Consider the following 14,832-nt stretch of genomic DNA (forward strand, 5'->3'; position numbering starts at 1 on the left):
GGCTGTGTGTCAGTCGACATCCTTGTTAACTGACACGGCCTCTTCGCGGGCAAGCCTCGCTCCTACAGGTATTTGCGGTGTTCTTTGGTTAGAACGCCATCCGCCACTGGCCCATTACGCCGTGATTGCGGCTGTCACTGCCGATCTCGCCGTTGAGGCCAACGCCCACGGTATGGTTGGCCGAAACCCCAAGGTCCAGGCCGGCATCTACCAGCAGGCTGTTGCGATCCAGTTCCACGCCGTAAACGTTGTAGTTGCTGCCACCCGTGACCAGTCGTTGGCGGGTCTGGGTGTAGACGTCGCCATAAGTGTGCTTCCAGCCAGCACTGAATCGCGGGGTCAGTCGCATCCCGTTATCCAGGGTGTCGACCTTCGCCAGACGCAAGCCCACCGTGCTGTTCATGTTGCTCTGGGCCTGGTCGTGGACCTTTAGCGCCGCAGCTCCACCTTTTTCGGTGTAGCCGTCGCGCTGATAGCGTTGGTAGCCGAGGCTGGCGAACGGTTCGATGCTGACGTTGGCGCGGCCCAGGTTGTAGCCCACTTCGGCGAAGACTTGTTGGGTGCTGGCGTCGTAGTTTCCTTTAGGACGATCACTGAAACCGGTGAACGCTACCCGGCGTGCTGTGTTGCCGTCGTGGCTGCTGTAAGTCGCGCCGAGACGAAGTGACATCGGACCGTTCTGACGCAATGCATAAGCGCCCAAGTGCCAGCTGTCGAGATTGCCGTCGAATTCGCGGCTATCCATCTGAGTCTGGGATTTGCCCCCCATGACCCCCAGGCGCCATTCCTCATCGATGCTCCAGTCGGCGCCCAGCAGCAGACCCTTGGTCGAATGTTGCAGGGGGTCCACGTCGCGATCCAGTTTCCCGCCGTGGCCAAGAGCTTGCAGCCAGACTCTGCCATTGTCCTCGCTACCGGCCGCAACACGTGGCGCATTTTTTCGATCGCGCAGGTTGCCGCTGCCGTGAGTGTTGTCCAGTTGGCGCATGGCCGAGAGCAAGCTGCCACTAACCGGATCGACACTGCTCAAGGTTGCTTTGGCCAGGTTGGCATTACTGGATCCGGCGAGTTGCTCGAGGGCCAGCGAGGCGGTTTGCTTGTTGGAGGCGAGCAGGGCGTCGACGGCGGCGTTTGTCGTGGTGGGTGGTTTTTGAGCGGAGGCGGAAGCGTTTGTGGTGGTCGACGGCTTGGGAGCTGCGCCGGAGATTTCAGCAACGGTGGATGGTTGCGCCGCTGACGCATCGGCGCTAGAGGTTGGCGCCACTTGGGCAACGGCGGTGTTCGTGCTTTCAGAAGCTTCCTGAGCTTGCGGTGCGGTTTGTGGCTCGTCGATGTTTTTGGCGAACTCCCGTCCGTTGTCGGAAGTGGCCAGACTTTCGATGGGTACTTCGTTACGGGCGTAGGTCAGTCCGACGCTCTTTTTGTTGTACCTGACGGCCGGTGTCATGAACGCCAAGTCATTTAGTACTTTGCCGAATTTGCCTTCGACTTCGTTGGCTTCGATGAGGGTGTAGCGACTGCTTTGCGGATACTCGCCCGGCACCGCAACGATTTTCAGCGTGGAGCCACCGAGGCTGGCAGTGCCGGCGACCTTTATCGTTTCGCCACGGCCATCGGGATTGACCTCGTAAGCCAGGACGCCAGTCTCTGTAAGGTTCAAGTCACCTTTGATTCTTGGAGCACCGTGCATTTTATTGACGCTGAGCAGGCCGTGAACCTTCAGGCTGCCGACGGTCCCGGAACCCGCGAACGTACCGCCATCTGCGACATCCACGGCCCCCACTATCTCGCCTTTGTTGAAAAGCTGGCCGACGGCTATGGCGCGACCCAGAATCTTCCCATTGTTGGTCAGGATGCCATCGTTCAGCACTACCACGCCTTCTTTGAAATCGCCCTTACTGGTTAATGTCCACGCACCCTGGGAATTGAATAGGCCTTCGAAGTTTTGTGTGTCTCCCAATACGCCACCAGCGCTGGCATCAAGGTGAATGACGTTGTCGCCTTCACCGCCGTCAGCCAGGCCTTTGAAGCTGCCACCATTCTTTAAAATGAACAGGTCGTCAGCGTCGGTACCCTTTATCACCATGTCGGGTGTGTTGATCTCCAGGGGAACGGTGCTGCCAGCCGCGGTGAACTGCTGAAGAATCTCAAGCGGAGTGCTTTTTAGCTCAGCATTCGTGAGCACCTCGGCGCGGGCAGGTGATTCGGTATGAGTAGACAGATCTTGAGCGTTGGTAAATTCAGCGCAACCCAGCGCCAGCGCAATCGCCAGCGTGAGGTGTTTGGGTCGGAACGTGTGTTGATCGGACATCGGGCTTGGCCTCTTTTGCAGGGAGGCCAACTCTAAAAGCCGAAGCAATTTCAGGATGCCGGGCATTTCCGCGTGTTTTGAAAGGCGTAGATGCATTCTTTGTAGCCGAATCTACTGTGGGCCAGAAACACATCCGATTTCACCGATCATCAACAGTTTTTCCCTACAACAATCCCGGACGCTTCCGTTGGCGAAATGTCAGAAACTCATCTGCCACTGCCCGATCAACCCGTGATTACGGCTATTGCTGCCAATCTCACCGCTGTAGGCAACCCCCATGGAATGCCGCGCCGAAATCCCCAGGTCCAGCCCGGCCTCAAGCACCATGCTGTCGCGATCCAGCGAACTGCCATCGACACTGAACGCCGTGCCGCCGACCACAAAGGCCTGGCGAGTCGAGCTGCTGACATCGCCATACGTGTGCTTCCAGCCAGCGCTCATGCGCGGGGTCAGGCTCATGCCGTTGTCCAGGGTGCTGAGGTGCGCCAGGCGAACGCCGAAGGTGCTGCTGAAGTTATCCTGGGTTTGTTCCTCGACCTGCAACGCAGCGGCGCCACCCTTTTCCTGGTAGCTGTCGCGGTGATAACGCTGGTAGCCGAGGTTGGCGAAGGGTTCGGCGCTGAGGCGACCGCTGCCCATCGCGTAACCCAGTTCAGCGAAGGCTTGCTGGCTGTCGGCGTCGTAATCGCCTTTTGGCCGATCACTGAAACCGTTGAACGCGACGGTGCGTTTGCTTTCACCCTGATGGCCGCTGTAGGCCGCGCCGAGACGCAGCGCGAACGGGCCGCTTTGGCGCAGGGCGTAGACCCCGGCGTGCCAGCTCTCGACATTGCCATCGACGCCAGTGGCATCCAGATCGGTTTTCGAATAACCACCGAGCACCCCCAGGCGCCATTGCGGATTAAGCGCCCAGTCGGCACCCAGCACGCTGCCCTTGGTGCGTTGTTCCAGACCGCTGTTGCCGTGTTCTCCGTCGAGTTTGCCGTAGCCGCCGATGGCCTGCAGCCACAGACGACCTTGGGCGTTCGGATCGTTGAGGTTGCGTGCTTCCGCCGGTACGCCGGTGGACGCGAGGACCGGCGTATCCCGTTGATCGAGGCCTACCAGCAAGCCTGAACCGCCACCCATGTGCTGCATGGCCGAGAGCATGCTGCCACCGATCTGGCTGCTGGCGCTGAGGGTGGCGCTGGTCAGGTTGGCGTTGCTCGCGCCGGCCAGTTGTTCGATGGCTGCACCGGCCGTGGTATTGGTGGTGTTGAGCAACGCGTTGTAGAGCGCGTTGTTTTTGCCGATCAAGGCCAGGCTGTTGGCGGCGTTGCTGCCGTTGCCGGTGGCGGCGAATTCATTGAAGGCGATGTCGTTGCGGGTGTAAGTCAGATCGACCTGGGTCGGGGTGTATGCGAGGGTCGGCGTGAGGAATGCGTAATCGCTGGTGACCTTGCCGAACGTGCCGTTGACGCTCGCGGCTTGCAGCACGGTGTAATGGCTTTGCCACGGATAAGTGCCGCTGCCAGGGTTCACCGCCAGGGTCGCGCCATTCAGGTTGGCGGTGCCGCCGACCATCACTTGCGCGCTGCTGCCATCGGCATTCACGCCATAGGCCAGGGTGCCGCCGCTGCCGAAGGTCAAATCGTGCACTACAGTCGCGGTGCCCAGTTGCGTGTTGGTTTGCAGCGTACCGTTGACCAACAGATTGCCCACCGAACCACCGCCGGCATACACGCCGCCCTGATCGACGGTCAGCGAGCCGGCAATGCCGCCCTGGTTGAGCAGCGTCGCACCATTGCGCACCGCGCCGCCGTCACTGAAATCACCGCTGCCGGTCAGCGTCCAGGCGCCTTGCTTGACCTCCAGCCATTCGAAATTGCGGCTGGCGCCGAAACTGCCGCCCGCCACATCGTCCATCACCACCCGGTCATAACCGCTGCCGCCATCGACTACGCCGACGAAGCGGCTGCCGTTGCGCAAGGTCAGGTTGTCGTTGCCGCCACCGAGGTCGAGCGCCAAGCCATTGCTGCCGCTGATGGTGCCGCCGTTGATCACGCTGTCGGCGAAGTCTCCGACGAATTTCACGCCGAACCCATCAAGGCCCTGAATGGTGCCGAAGTTTTGCAGCGCAGTCGCCGCCACGCCCGAACCGCCGCTGCCGTCGTCGACCAGGATTGCACTGTTGGCGCCGCTGATCAGCGCACCTTTGGCGTTCAAGATTGTGCCGCCGCCCAACGCGATGCCTTCGCTGCCGTTGGCGAAACCACCCTTGTCCACACCGCCCGCACCGACGCCCTGGATGGTGCCGTAGTTTTCGATGTGGGCGATGTTGTCGATGTCCACGCCATCGCCGTCGCCATTGGGTTGCAGACCCGAGTAGGCGCCGGTGATCGTGCCGTGATTGATGACGGTGCCGTCACCATCGGAGCCGAAGCCTGAACCGTTGCGGCCGGTGATCTGCCCGTAGTTGACCAGCGTGGCGCCGAGGTCGGTGGTGATGCCGTGACGGCCGCCCGAGATGGTGCCGTAGTTGGTCACCGTCACGTCGGTCGCGGTGTCAATGTCGATGCCATCGAATTTCTCGTCGACGCTGTGAGAATCGCCCGTCGAAATCTCGCCGTGGTTGGTGATCGTCGCATTCGCGCCGGTCTTCATGCCGTCGCTCGCATCCCCACGAATCAGCCCGCCCGCGCGGTTGATGATCGTGGTTTTGACGCCGTCGCTGCGCAAGGCATCCAGGTCCAGCCCCTGGCCGGTGGTGGAGCGAATGATGCCGCTGTTATCGATCAACAAACTGCCGCTGGCGAAGTTACTGTCGATGCGCAACGCGTCGTTGAACCCGAGAATCTGTCCGCCGCTGCGGTTATAGATGCTGTAGTTGCGCGCCTTGGTCAGATCGCCGCTGCTGTCGATCGCCCGGCCACCGGTGGAAACGATCTTGCCGGAGTTATCGATCACTACACCGGCGCCGCTGGTGCTGTCCTTCAGGCTCACGGTCTTGCCGCTGTTGGTGATGCTGCCCGGCGCCGAGATCGTCAACGTGTCGCTACCACCGAGGGTTTGCGCGGCGGTGGTGGCGGTATCGATCTGCACGTTTTTGGCGTGGGCGGCGGTGGCGCTGATCAGCAGCGCAATGGTCAGGGCGAGACGCTGGGGCGAGAAGGGCATGGGTGGACAGCCTTTTTGTTATAAGCGGGCCGTCTTGTATAGCGGAGGGTTTTTACAGAATGATGTCTGGGCGAGGAGCAAATTCTGCAATTTAATGCGCAAATTTCAATCAGATTACTTAATAAATGCATTTTAATGCGTAAATTAGATCGATGATTTGCTTAAAACTGCACTATATTGCATGAGCTACATTGTTTTTTTGCGATGGTACGCATCAAATTGCAGGTGAGATATGTACACATTGACGCTGCAGGTCTACACCTCTGGTAATTGGCTGGATGCAATGACTCTGGTTTTTACCGAGCCGGAAAAAGGTTTCGAAGGGCCCTGTCGATTTGGTTACAAAAAAGACTATGTGGCTACCAACCTTGAGTACATCGATTCGCAATTTTCCAAAGCTGTCAGCGCCAGGCTGCCGTTGGATTGGGATAACACGTCGCTGAAAAAAGCGCCGGCTTTTTTGCTCGACATCGCTCCAGCCGGTGCCGCAAAACGCTTTCTTATGGCGCGTGTTGGCCAAGATAAACCTGAAGGCATCAGCGCTGATCTATTTTTGCTGGGGCGGAGCACGCCTGCACCTATCGGCCACATGCGTATCAAGGAGTCGGCTGAAGCTGCAGACGACAGGCCCGCCGTAGGTTTTCGCCGAGAAGAAGTAGTCGCGCGCGACAATACCTTTTTGGAGTACGCCTATGAGCAGGGCGCAGCGATTGGTGGTGCCACGGGGGCAGGTGGTGAAGCTCCCAAGCTTTTAATGTCGCAAGGGCGGGACGGGCTTCTTTATCCGGATGCTGTACTAAGTGACGATCAAGTGGTGCAGCATTGGTTTGTGAAATTTGCTCGTAACAGAGCCGCCCAGACTGATCAGATCATTCTCAAAAGCGAATTTCACTACTACAAGGCATTGCACGTTCTGGGCATCGAGACGATAGCCGAAGATGGGCTTGCATTGGAGGAAGCAACCAAACCCAGTCTTTGGATGAAGCGCTTTGATCGAGAGGTAACAGATCAAGGTGTTGAGAGATTAGCGGTTGAATCCATCTATTCGTTGGCCGGTGTGACAGTCCCGGGCAGCTATATGAATCATCTTGAAGTGATCCAGTTGCTCGCTCGGTTATGGAAACAAGCCGGGCAGGTCGATCAGGTGCCTGCTCTGGTGTCTGATTATCTGCGTCGTGATTTGCTCAATAAAATTTTGGGCAACTCCGATAACCATGGCCGCAACACTTCGATTATTCGCGGCACGGACTCTTTTCGCCTTGCTCCGATCTACGATTTGGCTCCTATGGTGATGGATGACGAGGGTGTCACGCGCACCACCAAATGGCCCAAAGATTTGGAGGTGGCGGGCGAGGTTAAATGGCGCGAAGTGTGCGATGCATTGGCGGATATCGAAGATCCTGAAGCGCTATTTGAAGGTCTGCGGACGGATGCTAATCGTTTATTGGCTTTGCCGGACATTCTCACTGCCAGCGGTCTTCCTGAGGCGACTATGAATCACCCAGGGGTTGCGTTGAGGAATCTAGAGCAGCGGTTGAAGACATGGGGGCTGAAATGACCATCAGTATTGATGCTCGCGCTCTGTTGATCGAAAGCATTCAAGAAGGGCTTGCCCAAGGCACTCTGGAAATAGGCGAAGCAGTCCGTCGATTACGGGTAGAGGTCACTGGCCTGCACCAAACCCAATTCGCGAAGATGTGCAAAATTTCTGTGCGGACACTGGTTCATATCGAGCATGGAGAAGGGAATCAGACGCTGAAATCGCTCAACTCTGTGTTCAAACCGTTTGGCTTGAAGATGGGTGTGGTGCGGATTCGACGGGATTTCAGCTGACGTTGCGATCTTTTGATACTGGGGCCGCTTCGCGGCCCAACGGGAGCAAGCTCCCTCGCCACAGATTTCGCGTTTGCTCAGAAGGTTCAGCTACGACTCAAATACGCCTTGCCGTAATGCCGCTCCATCCGCGCCTGAATCAGCTCCAGCCCAATCGACATCACCCAATAAATAATCGCAGCCGTCGTCAGCATCTCGATGTAGCGATAGCTCGATCGTCCATACGACTGTGCCAGAAACATCACTTCCCAAACCCCCATCACCGAGATCAGTGACGAGTCCTTGAGCATGGAGATGAATTGGTTGGTGGTCGGCGGGATGATGGTGCGCATGGCTTGGGGCAGGGTGACGCGCCAGAAGATTACGGTTTCACGCATGCCCAGCGCCAAGGAGGCTTCGCGTTGGCCGTGGGGGACGCCGAGGATGCCGGCGCGGAAGATTTCGCTCAGGTAAGCGCCGTAGTTCAGTGACAGGGCGATGATCCCGGCGGCGATGGCGCCCGGTACAACGCCCAGTTGTGGCAGGCCGAGGTAGATCAACAGGATCTGGATCAGCAGCGGCGTGCCACGAAAGAATGACGCGTAGAAACTCGCAATGCCGAACGCCACGGCGCTTTTCGACAGTCGTCCCAGTGCGGTGATGAAGCCCAGCAGCGATGAGGCGACGATCGAGCAGGCGCAGAGAAACAACGTCAGCGCCGCGCCTTGCAGAAAGCCATTCGGCGCCAGGTGCAGGCCGACGAGGTTGGGCAGTTTGTCGAGGATGATCGAGAACTTCAGGTCGAAGCTCAGGAAGAAACTGGCGAACAAGCCGAACATCGCCGCCCAGGTCAGGTACAGCCGCGTGCGGAATCCAAAGATCCGTTGCAGTCGTGACTCAGCCACCGGTTGCGGTGGCTGGGGAGGTGTCGGGAAAGAAGTCATTGGCTGATGTCGGCGCCGATCCATTTTTGCGAGAGCTTGGTCAACGTGCCGTCCTGTTTAAGCTGGGCGAAAACTTCACGTACTTTGCTGTCCCACTGCGCGTCACCCTTTTCGATGGCCACCGAGTTCGGCTCCGAATACAGCGGGTCGCCAGCGAGTTTGAAGCGTTTGTCCTCGTTCAGGCGCGGTTGCGCGGTCACCAGGTTGGTGAGGATCGCGTCCAGTCGAACACCAGCGCCGAGCCCCAGGTCCTGGAACGCCACGTTATCGGTGTCATACGGAGCGATCTGCACGTCCTCGAACGGGTACTGCAATTGCGTGTCTTCGGCGCCTTCGATCACCAGGTTTTTGTTCAGGTAACTTTCGTAGCTGGACGCGCTGGTGAGGCCGACTTTTTTGCCGCTCAGGTCCTTGGCGTTGTGGATGCGGTCATCCTTGGCATTGACCACGATTACGGCGGGCGAGGCGTAATACTCAACCGGGAAGTCGAAGACTTCAGCGCGGGCCTTGCTCGGGGTCATGGAGCAGATGCAGATGTCGTAACGACCGCTCCAGCGGCCAGCGGCAATCACGTCCCATGACGGGGTTTCGAGACGCAGTTTGACGCCGAGTTTCTCGGCCACGGCTTTGGCCACATCGACGTCGAAACCGTCGAGTTGGTTCTGGTCGTTGAGGAACGAGAACGGTGGATAACTTTCCATCAGCACGCCCACCAGTTCTTTCTTTTGCTCGACGCGATCCAGCGTCGCGCCGCCAAAGGCTTGGGTGGAGGCAGCCAAAATCGTCAGGCCCAGGGCCAGTAGCGGTTGGAATTTCACAGGCGATCCCTGATAAAAAAGAGGTTGTTATTAACCAGATGTTACGTATTAAATAGTTATAAGAACGACTCTGATAGTGAGTTATTTTCATAAGCTTATGAGTGAAAAGCATATGGGCGCAGTAAGCACAGTAATTCTGGACGGCGGCATGGGCCGTGAGCTGCAGCGCAGAGGGGCGCCGTTCAGACAGCCCGAGTGGTCGGCGCTGGCCTTGAGCGAAGCGCCGCAAGCGGTCGAGGCGGTGCACGCGGCTTATATCGAAAGCGGTGCGAACGTCATCACCAGCAACAGTTATGCGGTGGTGCCGTTTCATATTGGCGAGGCGCGTTTTGCCGCCGAGGGCCAGGCCCTGGCCGCACTGGCCGGTGAGCTAGCGCGGCGCGCAGTGGACGCGGCTGGCAAACCGGTACGCGTGGCCGGCTCGTTGCCGCCGCTGTTTGGCTCCTACCGACCGGACCTGTTCGACGCTGCGCGGGTGACAGAATTGCTGACACCACTGGTGAAAGGCCTCTCGCCCCACGTTGACCTGTGGCTGGCGGAAACCCAGAGCTCAATCGTCGAGGCACGGGCGATCCACGCCGGCCTGCCGAAGGATGGAAAACCGTTCTGGCTGTCGTTTACCTTGAAGGATGAAGACACAGACGACGTGCCGCGTTTGCGTTCTGGCGAGCCGGTGGCTGAAGCGGCGGCAGTGGCGGCAGAGTTGGGCGTCGAGACCTTGCTGTTCAACTGCAGCCAGCCGGAAGTGATCGGCGCGGCCATCGATGCGGCGCGGGAAACGTTCGAGCGCCTGGGTGTGAACATTCACATCGGCGCGTACGCGAATGCCTTCCCGCCGCAACCGAAAGAGGCCACGGCCAACGACGGGCTGGACCCGTTGCGCGAAGATCTGGACCCGCCGGGTTACCTGCACTGGGCGGCGGATTGGCAGCAGCGTGGGGCCAGCCATTTGGGCGGGTGCTGCGGGATCGGGCCGGAGCATATTGCGGTTTTAGCCCAGAAATTGGCGTGAAGCCATTCGCGAGCAAGCCCGCTCCCACAGGGTTTCGGGTTAGCCACAATATCTGTGATTAACCCAATCCAATGTGGGAGCGGGCTTGCTCGCGAAGGCGTCCATCCAGGCGCCGCTAATTTACCCGCGGCACTCAACCAGGGTTTTCACCTGCCCCGAATCCGTCTGGTTTTCATCAGAAAGCCACTGCTCAAACCCCGCCCCAATCGCCGGCCATTCGGAATCCAGAATCGAATACCACGCCGTATCGCGGTTCTGCCCCTTCACGACCATGTGCTGGCGGAACACCCCTTCGAAACTGAAACCCAAACGCTCGGCCGCATATTTGGAGCGGGCATTACCGTTGTTGCACTTCCACTCCAGACGCCGGTAGCCCATGGCAAACGACTCTTTGGCCAGCAGATAAACCGCTTCGGTGCTTTTCGGCGAACGCTGCATCGGTGCGCCGAAAGTCACGTGGCCAATTTCGATACGACCCTGGGCCGGGACGATCGACATCAGGCTGAGGATGCCCTGCACATCACCGCTGGCACGATCGATCACCGCGAAGAAATATGGATCACTGTTGGCCGCATGGTTGTTCAGCCAATCGTTGAACACGCTGCGTTCCGGGAACGGGCCGTAAGGCAAGTAATCCCAGAGTTTCGGATCGGCGCCCGGACCTTGCAGGGCTTTGAACAAACCGTCGGCGTGACGCGCCGGGTCGAGTTTTTCCAGGCGAATAAAGCGCCCTTCGATCAGTTGAACGGTGGGGGCCGGTGCGCCTTTCCAGTCCGCGAGTGAAGTCGACATTGTTGTTCTCCTTGAACCTTAAAGGGCTTTGCGAAACTGGATGAAACCGGGGCGTTCGGCGATGCGCTCATAGAGCTGGATCGCGGTGGCGTTGGTTTCGTGGGTCAGCCAGTGAACCTTGCAACAACCGTCCGCTTTGGCGGTGGCGTAGACGAATTCGATCAACTGCCGACCGACGCCAGTGCCACGGGTCTGCGGCTCTACCAGCAAGTCTTGCAGGTAACAGGAGTTTTCGATGCTCCAGTTCGAGCGATGGTAGATGAAGTTGACCATGCCCACCGCTTTGCCATCGGCCCAGGCCAGGGCCGAGTGGGTTGGCTCATTCGGGTCGAGCATGCGCTGCCAGGTACTTTGGCTCACGGCTTCGGGCAATTCGGTGTTGTAGAAGCGCAGGTAGGCTTGCCACAACGGCAACCAAGCGGCGTGGTCGTCGGCGCTGACCTGGCGGATCTCGATCTGACTCATGTTCATTCCTTAAAGCATCAAGTGGGCGAGGGCCTGGTCCTGCGCATCGGGGCTGGCAGCCAGCCCTTCGCGCACACCGGCGATGTCTGCGGCGCTGCGGTTCTGGCTCAACTTGCGTTTGCCTTGCAGGCGCTCGATCGGCAAAGCGAAACCGACGATGGCCCTGAGCATGCCGTCGATGTAGTCAGCCGGGGCGTCAGCGACTTTCCATGGCTGAGTACGATCCGCTTCATGGCGATCGGTGAGGGCGCTGACCAGATTGCGCAGGCGATCAGCGTCGGTGAACACTTCAGCCACGCCATAAGCATGAACGGCGACGTAGTTCCAGGTAGGCACGACTTTGCCGTGCTCGGCTTTGGCCGGGTAAAAGCCAGGGCTCACGTACGCGTCGGCACCGGCAAAAATCACCAGCGCCTCGGCGCCGTTTTGCAGTTCCTTCCATTGCGGATTGGCCTTGGCCAAGTGTCCGTAAAGGGTGCCATTGGGGCCTTGTTCGGCATCCAGTAGCAACGGAATGTGGCTGGCTTGCAGGCCTTGCTCGCCATGGGTGACCAACACGCCGAGGCGGGTAGCGAGTATCTGCTGATGCAAGTCCTGCAAATCGTCGATGGCAAAGCTGCTTGGCGTGTACATGGAAATTTCCCTTGGCGAATGGCTTCATCCTAGGCAGGCTATTGGTCTGTTGTAAGAGCCATTCAAGACCAATTTCATAGGTCCATTGTGATGAAGGATGCGCCGCTTTCCTTGTCCTTCAACCCGGCCGGCATCGAACTCGATCCGCGCCAGGGGTTGAGTCGTCAGCTCTATCAGGCGTTGCGGGTGCGTGTGCTCGACGGCCGACTGGCCAGTGGCACGCGATTGCCGGCCAGTCGCGACCTGGCGGCGGCGCTGTCGATTTCCCGAAACAGCGTGGTCCGCGCCTACGATCAGCTCTACGCTGAAGGCTTTATCGAAGGGCGGGTGGGCGACGGTACTTACGTCGCGCAATTGCCGAAAACCGCGATACCGGCAAAAAAACTATCCACAAAAGTATCCACAGGGTTGTCAACAGGGTTACCCACAGCCTTATCCACAAATTGGCTGGATTTACCTGTGATTCCATCCAGTAAAGTTATCCACAGCGGTGCGTTGGAGCGGGTTGAAAAGAACCATTTGGCCCTGCCGCCAAGTGGTCCGCCGAAGGCTTTTCGGGTGGGTGTGCCGGCTTTCGATCTGTTTCCGTTCGAGGTGTGGGCCAAGCTGAACGCGGCTTTCTGGCGCAAACCGGATTTGCAGCAGTTGTGTTATGGCGACCCGGCGGGCGATGAAAGATTGCGCGGAATGATTGCCGCGTACTTGCGCAGTTCTCGCGGCATGCAGTGCACGGCTGAGCAAATTGTGATCACCAGTGGCGCGCAGCAGGCAATTAGCCTTTGTGCACAGCTGCTGGTGGAGCCGGGCGATGGCGTGGCGATCGAGAATCCGGGGTATCGCGCGGCGGGTCATGCCTTTGCCGTGGCCGGGGGCAAATTGCACGGCGTATCGGTGGACAGCGAGGGCATCAATTGCGCCGAGTTGGAAGGGCTGAAGGATTGCCGACTAGCCTACGTCACCCCGTCTCATCAGTACCCGACCGGAGTAATCATGAGCCTGGCCCGGCGCCTGGAATTATTGGCGTGGGCCGAGCGCACCCAAGGCTGGATCGTCGAAGATGACTATGACGGCGAATACCGTTACAGCGGCGCGCCATTGGCACCGTTGGCGGCACTGGATCGGCAGGGTCGGGTGTTGTATGTCGGGACGTTTGGCAAAGTGGCGTTCCCCGCATTGCGCCTGGGTTATCTGGTGTTGCCGCCGGGTCTGGTGGATGCGTTTTCCCGTCGGCGTGCGGTGGATGTGCGCCATTCGGAAGTCAGCACTCAGGCCGTGATGGCGGAGTTCATCGCCGCCGGGCATTTTCAGCGACATATTCGGCGCATGCGGCGTGCGGCACTGAGTCGGCGCAACACGCTGCTGGCCGGTTGGCCGAAAGACATTCCCGGCGTAGGCAACCTGCCGAGTGTGGCGGCGGGGCTGCATTTGACGGTGTCGGTCGAGAGCGTGGCCCGCGAGTCTGAACTGGTGGCGCAAGCGGAAGCAGTGGGTGTCGAGATCAATGCGTTGAGCGGTTATTGGCTGCCGGACTCGACCCGGCCAGCGGATCAGCGTGCGGGGTTGGTGCTGGGGTTTGCTGCGGTGCCGGAGGCTGAGATCGAGTCGGCGTTGCTAAGGTTGCGTTCTGCCTGGTGTCGCAACAATTAATGTGGGAGCGGGCTTGCTCGCGAAAGCGGTGTGTCAGCCAACGATGACGTCGACTGACACTCCCTCTTCGCGAGCAAGCCCGCTCCCACAGGTCCTGTGTCTCCCACAGGTTCTGTGAGTTAGCTGACGAGCATCAAGTTCCGGATTTGATTTTGGTCCACGCCCGGGTCCGCGCCCGCTCGGCATCTCGCGGCAGCGGTTGCAGGGTGTAGAGCGTGCTCATCGCTGACTCGGTTGGGTACAGGTTCGGGTTGTTGCGGATTGCCGGGTCGACCAGTTCCGTGGCGTCCTTGTTCGGGTTCGGGTAGCCGACGAAGTCGCTGACCGGCGCAATCACCTGAGGTTGCAGCAGGTAGTTGATAAAGGTGTAGGCGTCTTCCGTGTTCTTCGCGCCTTTGGGAATCGCGAGCATGTCGAACCAGATTGGCGCTCCTTCTTTCGGCAGGCGCATATCCACGACCACGCCGTTCTTCGCTTCTTTGGCGCGGTTGGCCGCTTGGGAGAAGCTGCCGGAATAACCGACCGCGACGCAGATGTCACCGTTGGCGATATCGGCCATGTACTTGGACGAGTGGAAGTACGTGACGTATGGCCGAATCTTCATCAGCAGCGCTTCAGCCTTGTCGTAGTCCGCAGGCTTTTTGCTGTTCGGGTCCAGGCCGAGGTGTTGCAGGGCCAGCGGCAAGATCTCCGACGGCGAGTCGAGCAGCGCGACGCCGCACTGCTTGAGCTTGCTGATGTTCTCTTCCTTGAAAATCAGGTCCCAGCTGTCCACCGGCGCGTCGGCACCCAGCGCAGCCTTGACCTTGTCCGGGTTGAAGCCGATCAGGATGGTGCCGTACATGTACGGCACGGCGAATTTGTTGCCGGGATCGTTGGCTTCGATCAACTTCATCAGCTTGGGATCGAGGTGATTCCAGTTCGGCAGCTTGCTGCGGTCCAGTGGTTGGAACACGCCGGCTTCGATCTGCTTGGCGAGGAACACGTTGGACGGCACCACCACGTCGTAGCCGGAGTTGCCGGTCAACAGCTTGGCTTCCAGCGCTTCGTTGGTGTCGAAAATGTCGTAGACCAGTTTGGTCTGGGTGTTCTGGGCCTTGAAGTCTTCGAGAGCTTTGGGGGTGATGTAGTCGAACCAGTTGTAGACGCGCAACGTTCGGTCTTCGGCGTGAACGGCACCGCTAAGTACCGTCGCGCATAGCGCTGGAGCGATAAAACGCTTGAGTCTGTTCATTCTTCTAA

General features: G+C 59.1%; 12 protein-coding genes. 4 read left to right on the forward strand and 8 right to left on the reverse strand.

Going from position 1 to position 14,832, the window contains the following annotated elements; translation table 11 throughout:
* Window positions 1–88: 88 nt before the first annotated feature.
* Complete coding sequence (locus NK667_RS27820; RefSeq protein WP_054048283.1) at window positions 89–2,311, reverse strand: autotransporter outer membrane beta-barrel domain-containing protein; 2,223 nt, start codon at window positions 2,309–2,311, stop codon at window positions 89–91.
* Between the two features lie 198 nt (window positions 2,312–2,509).
* Complete coding sequence (locus tag NK667_RS27825) at window positions 2,510–5,467, reverse strand: autotransporter outer membrane beta-barrel domain-containing protein (RefSeq protein WP_054617083.1); 2,958 nt, start codon at window positions 5,465–5,467, stop codon at window positions 2,510–2,512.
* 232 nt (window positions 5,468–5,699) lie between these two features.
* On the opposite strand from NK667_RS27825, the gene NK667_RS27830 reads away from it, so the two are divergent.
* Together NK667_RS27830 and NK667_RS27835 are read left to right on the forward strand one after the other, a co-directional pair.
* The gene (locus tag NK667_RS27830) at window positions 5,700–7,025 is read left to right on the forward strand and encodes a HipA domain-containing protein (RefSeq protein WP_054617082.1); all 1,326 of its coding nucleotides are present in this window, start codon (window positions 5,700–5,702) and stop codon (window positions 7,023–7,025) included.
* Window positions 7,022–7,300, forward strand: a complete 279-nt coding sequence (locus NK667_RS27835) for a helix-turn-helix domain-containing protein (protein ID WP_054048289.1) — start codon at window positions 7,022–7,024, stop codon at window positions 7,298–7,300. The genes NK667_RS27830 and NK667_RS27835 overlap by 4 nt, the downstream gene beginning before the upstream one ends.
* An 86-nt stretch (window positions 7,301–7,386) precedes the next feature.
* Here NK667_RS27835 and NK667_RS27840 read toward each other — a convergent pair whose 3' ends face one another.
* Complete coding sequence (locus NK667_RS27840) at window positions 7,387–8,223, reverse strand: amino acid ABC transporter permease (RefSeq protein ID WP_054048291.1); 837 nt, start codon at window positions 8,221–8,223, stop codon at window positions 7,387–7,389.
* Complete coding sequence (locus tag NK667_RS27845; RefSeq protein WP_054048293.1) at window positions 8,220–9,041, reverse strand: ABC transporter substrate-binding protein; 822 nt, start codon at window positions 9,039–9,041, stop codon at window positions 8,220–8,222. The genes NK667_RS27840 and NK667_RS27845 overlap by 4 nt, the downstream gene beginning before the upstream one ends.
* 112 nt (window positions 9,042–9,153) lie before the next feature.
* On the opposite strand from NK667_RS27845, the gene NK667_RS27850 reads away from it, so the two are divergent.
* Window positions 9,154–10,053: a homocysteine S-methyltransferase family protein gene (locus tag NK667_RS27850; RefSeq protein ID WP_054617081.1), complete on the forward strand. Its 900-nt coding sequence runs from the start codon at window positions 9,154–9,156 to the stop codon at window positions 10,051–10,053.
* A 120-nt stretch (window positions 10,054–10,173) separates the two neighbouring features.
* On the opposite strand, the gene NK667_RS27855 is transcribed toward NK667_RS27850, so the two are convergent.
* The 3 genes from NK667_RS27855 to NK667_RS27865 are packed head-to-tail and all read right to left on the reverse strand — an operon-like array spanning window position 10,174 to window position 11,943.
* Complete coding sequence (locus NK667_RS27855; protein ID WP_054617080.1) at window positions 10,174–10,845, reverse strand: GNAT family N-acetyltransferase; 672 nt, start codon at window positions 10,843–10,845, stop codon at window positions 10,174–10,176.
* Between the two features lie 18 nt (window positions 10,846–10,863).
* Window positions 10,864–11,310 carry a GNAT family N-acetyltransferase gene (locus tag NK667_RS27860; protein ID WP_054617079.1) on the reverse strand — a complete coding sequence of 149 codons (447 nt, stop codon included), beginning with the start codon at window positions 11,308–11,310 and terminating at the stop codon, window positions 10,864–10,866.
* A 9-nt stretch (window positions 11,311–11,319) separates the two neighbouring features.
* On the reverse strand, window positions 11,320–11,943 hold the full coding sequence (locus tag NK667_RS27865) for an FMN-binding negative transcriptional regulator (RefSeq protein WP_054617078.1): 624 nt from the start codon (window positions 11,941–11,943) through the stop codon (window positions 11,320–11,322).
* Window positions 11,944–12,033: 90 nt separating this feature from the next.
* Here NK667_RS27865 and pdxR point away from each other — a divergent pair, with 90 nt between their 5' ends.
* The gene (gene pdxR / locus NK667_RS27870; RefSeq protein ID WP_054617077.1) at window positions 12,034–13,590 is read left to right on the forward strand and encodes a MocR-like pyridoxine biosynthesis transcription factor PdxR; all 1,557 of its coding nucleotides are present in this window, start codon (window positions 12,034–12,036) and stop codon (window positions 13,588–13,590) included.
* A 133-nt stretch (window positions 13,591–13,723) separates the two neighbouring features.
* On the opposite strand, the gene NK667_RS27875 is transcribed toward pdxR, so the two are convergent.
* A complete protein-coding gene (locus NK667_RS27875) occupies window positions 13,724–14,824 on the reverse strand; it encodes a polyamine ABC transporter substrate-binding protein (protein WP_054617076.1) in 1,101 nt (366 codons plus the stop codon).
* Between the last annotated feature and the right edge of the window lie 8 nt (window positions 14,825–14,832).

Origin of the sequence: Pseudomonas nunensis, assembly GCF_024296925.1 — a bacterium.
In the GTDB taxonomy this organism is placed as follows: Bacteria; Pseudomonadota; Gammaproteobacteria; order Pseudomonadales; family Pseudomonadaceae; genus Aquipseudomonas; species Aquipseudomonas nunensis.

Excerpts from the sequence above, each read along its gene's own strand:
- NK667_RS27840 (WP_054048291.1), bottom strand. The coding sequence starts at position 8,223 with ATGACTTCTTTCCCGACACCTCCCCAGCCACCGCAACCGGTGGCTGAG.
- pdxR (WP_054617077.1), top strand. The coding sequence starts at position 12,034 with ATGAAGGATGCGCCGCTTTCCTTGTCCTTCAACCCGGCCGGCATCGAA.
- NK667_RS27875 (WP_054617076.1), bottom strand. The coding sequence starts at position 14,824 with ATGAACAGACTCAAGCGTTTTATCGCTCCAGCGCTATGCGCGACGGTA.
- NK667_RS27835 (WP_054048289.1), top strand. The coding sequence starts at position 7,022 with ATGACCATCAGTATTGATGCTCGCGCTCTGTTGATCGAAAGCATTCAA.
- NK667_RS27860 (WP_054617079.1), bottom strand. The coding sequence starts at position 11,310 with ATGAGTCAGATCGAGATCCGCCAGGTCAGCGCCGACGACCACGCCGCT.
- NK667_RS27855 (WP_054617080.1), bottom strand. The coding sequence starts at position 10,845 with ATGTCGACTTCACTCGCGGACTGGAAAGGCGCACCGGCCCCCACCGTT.
- NK667_RS27825 (WP_054617083.1), bottom strand. The coding sequence starts at position 5,467 with ATGCCCTTCTCGCCCCAGCGTCTCGCCCTGACCATTGCGCTGCTGATC.
- NK667_RS27865 (WP_054617078.1), bottom strand. The coding sequence starts at position 11,943 with ATGTACACGCCAAGCAGCTTTGCCATCGACGATTTGCAGGACTTGCAT.
- NK667_RS27850 (WP_054617081.1), top strand. The coding sequence starts at position 9,154 with ATGGGCGCAGTAAGCACAGTAATTCTGGACGGCGGCATGGGCCGTGAG.
- NK667_RS27830 (WP_054617082.1), top strand. The coding sequence starts at position 5,700 with ATGTACACATTGACGCTGCAGGTCTACACCTCTGGTAATTGGCTGGAT.
- NK667_RS27820 (WP_054048283.1), bottom strand. The coding sequence starts at position 2,311 with ATGTCCGATCAACACACGTTCCGACCCAAACACCTCACGCTGGCGATT.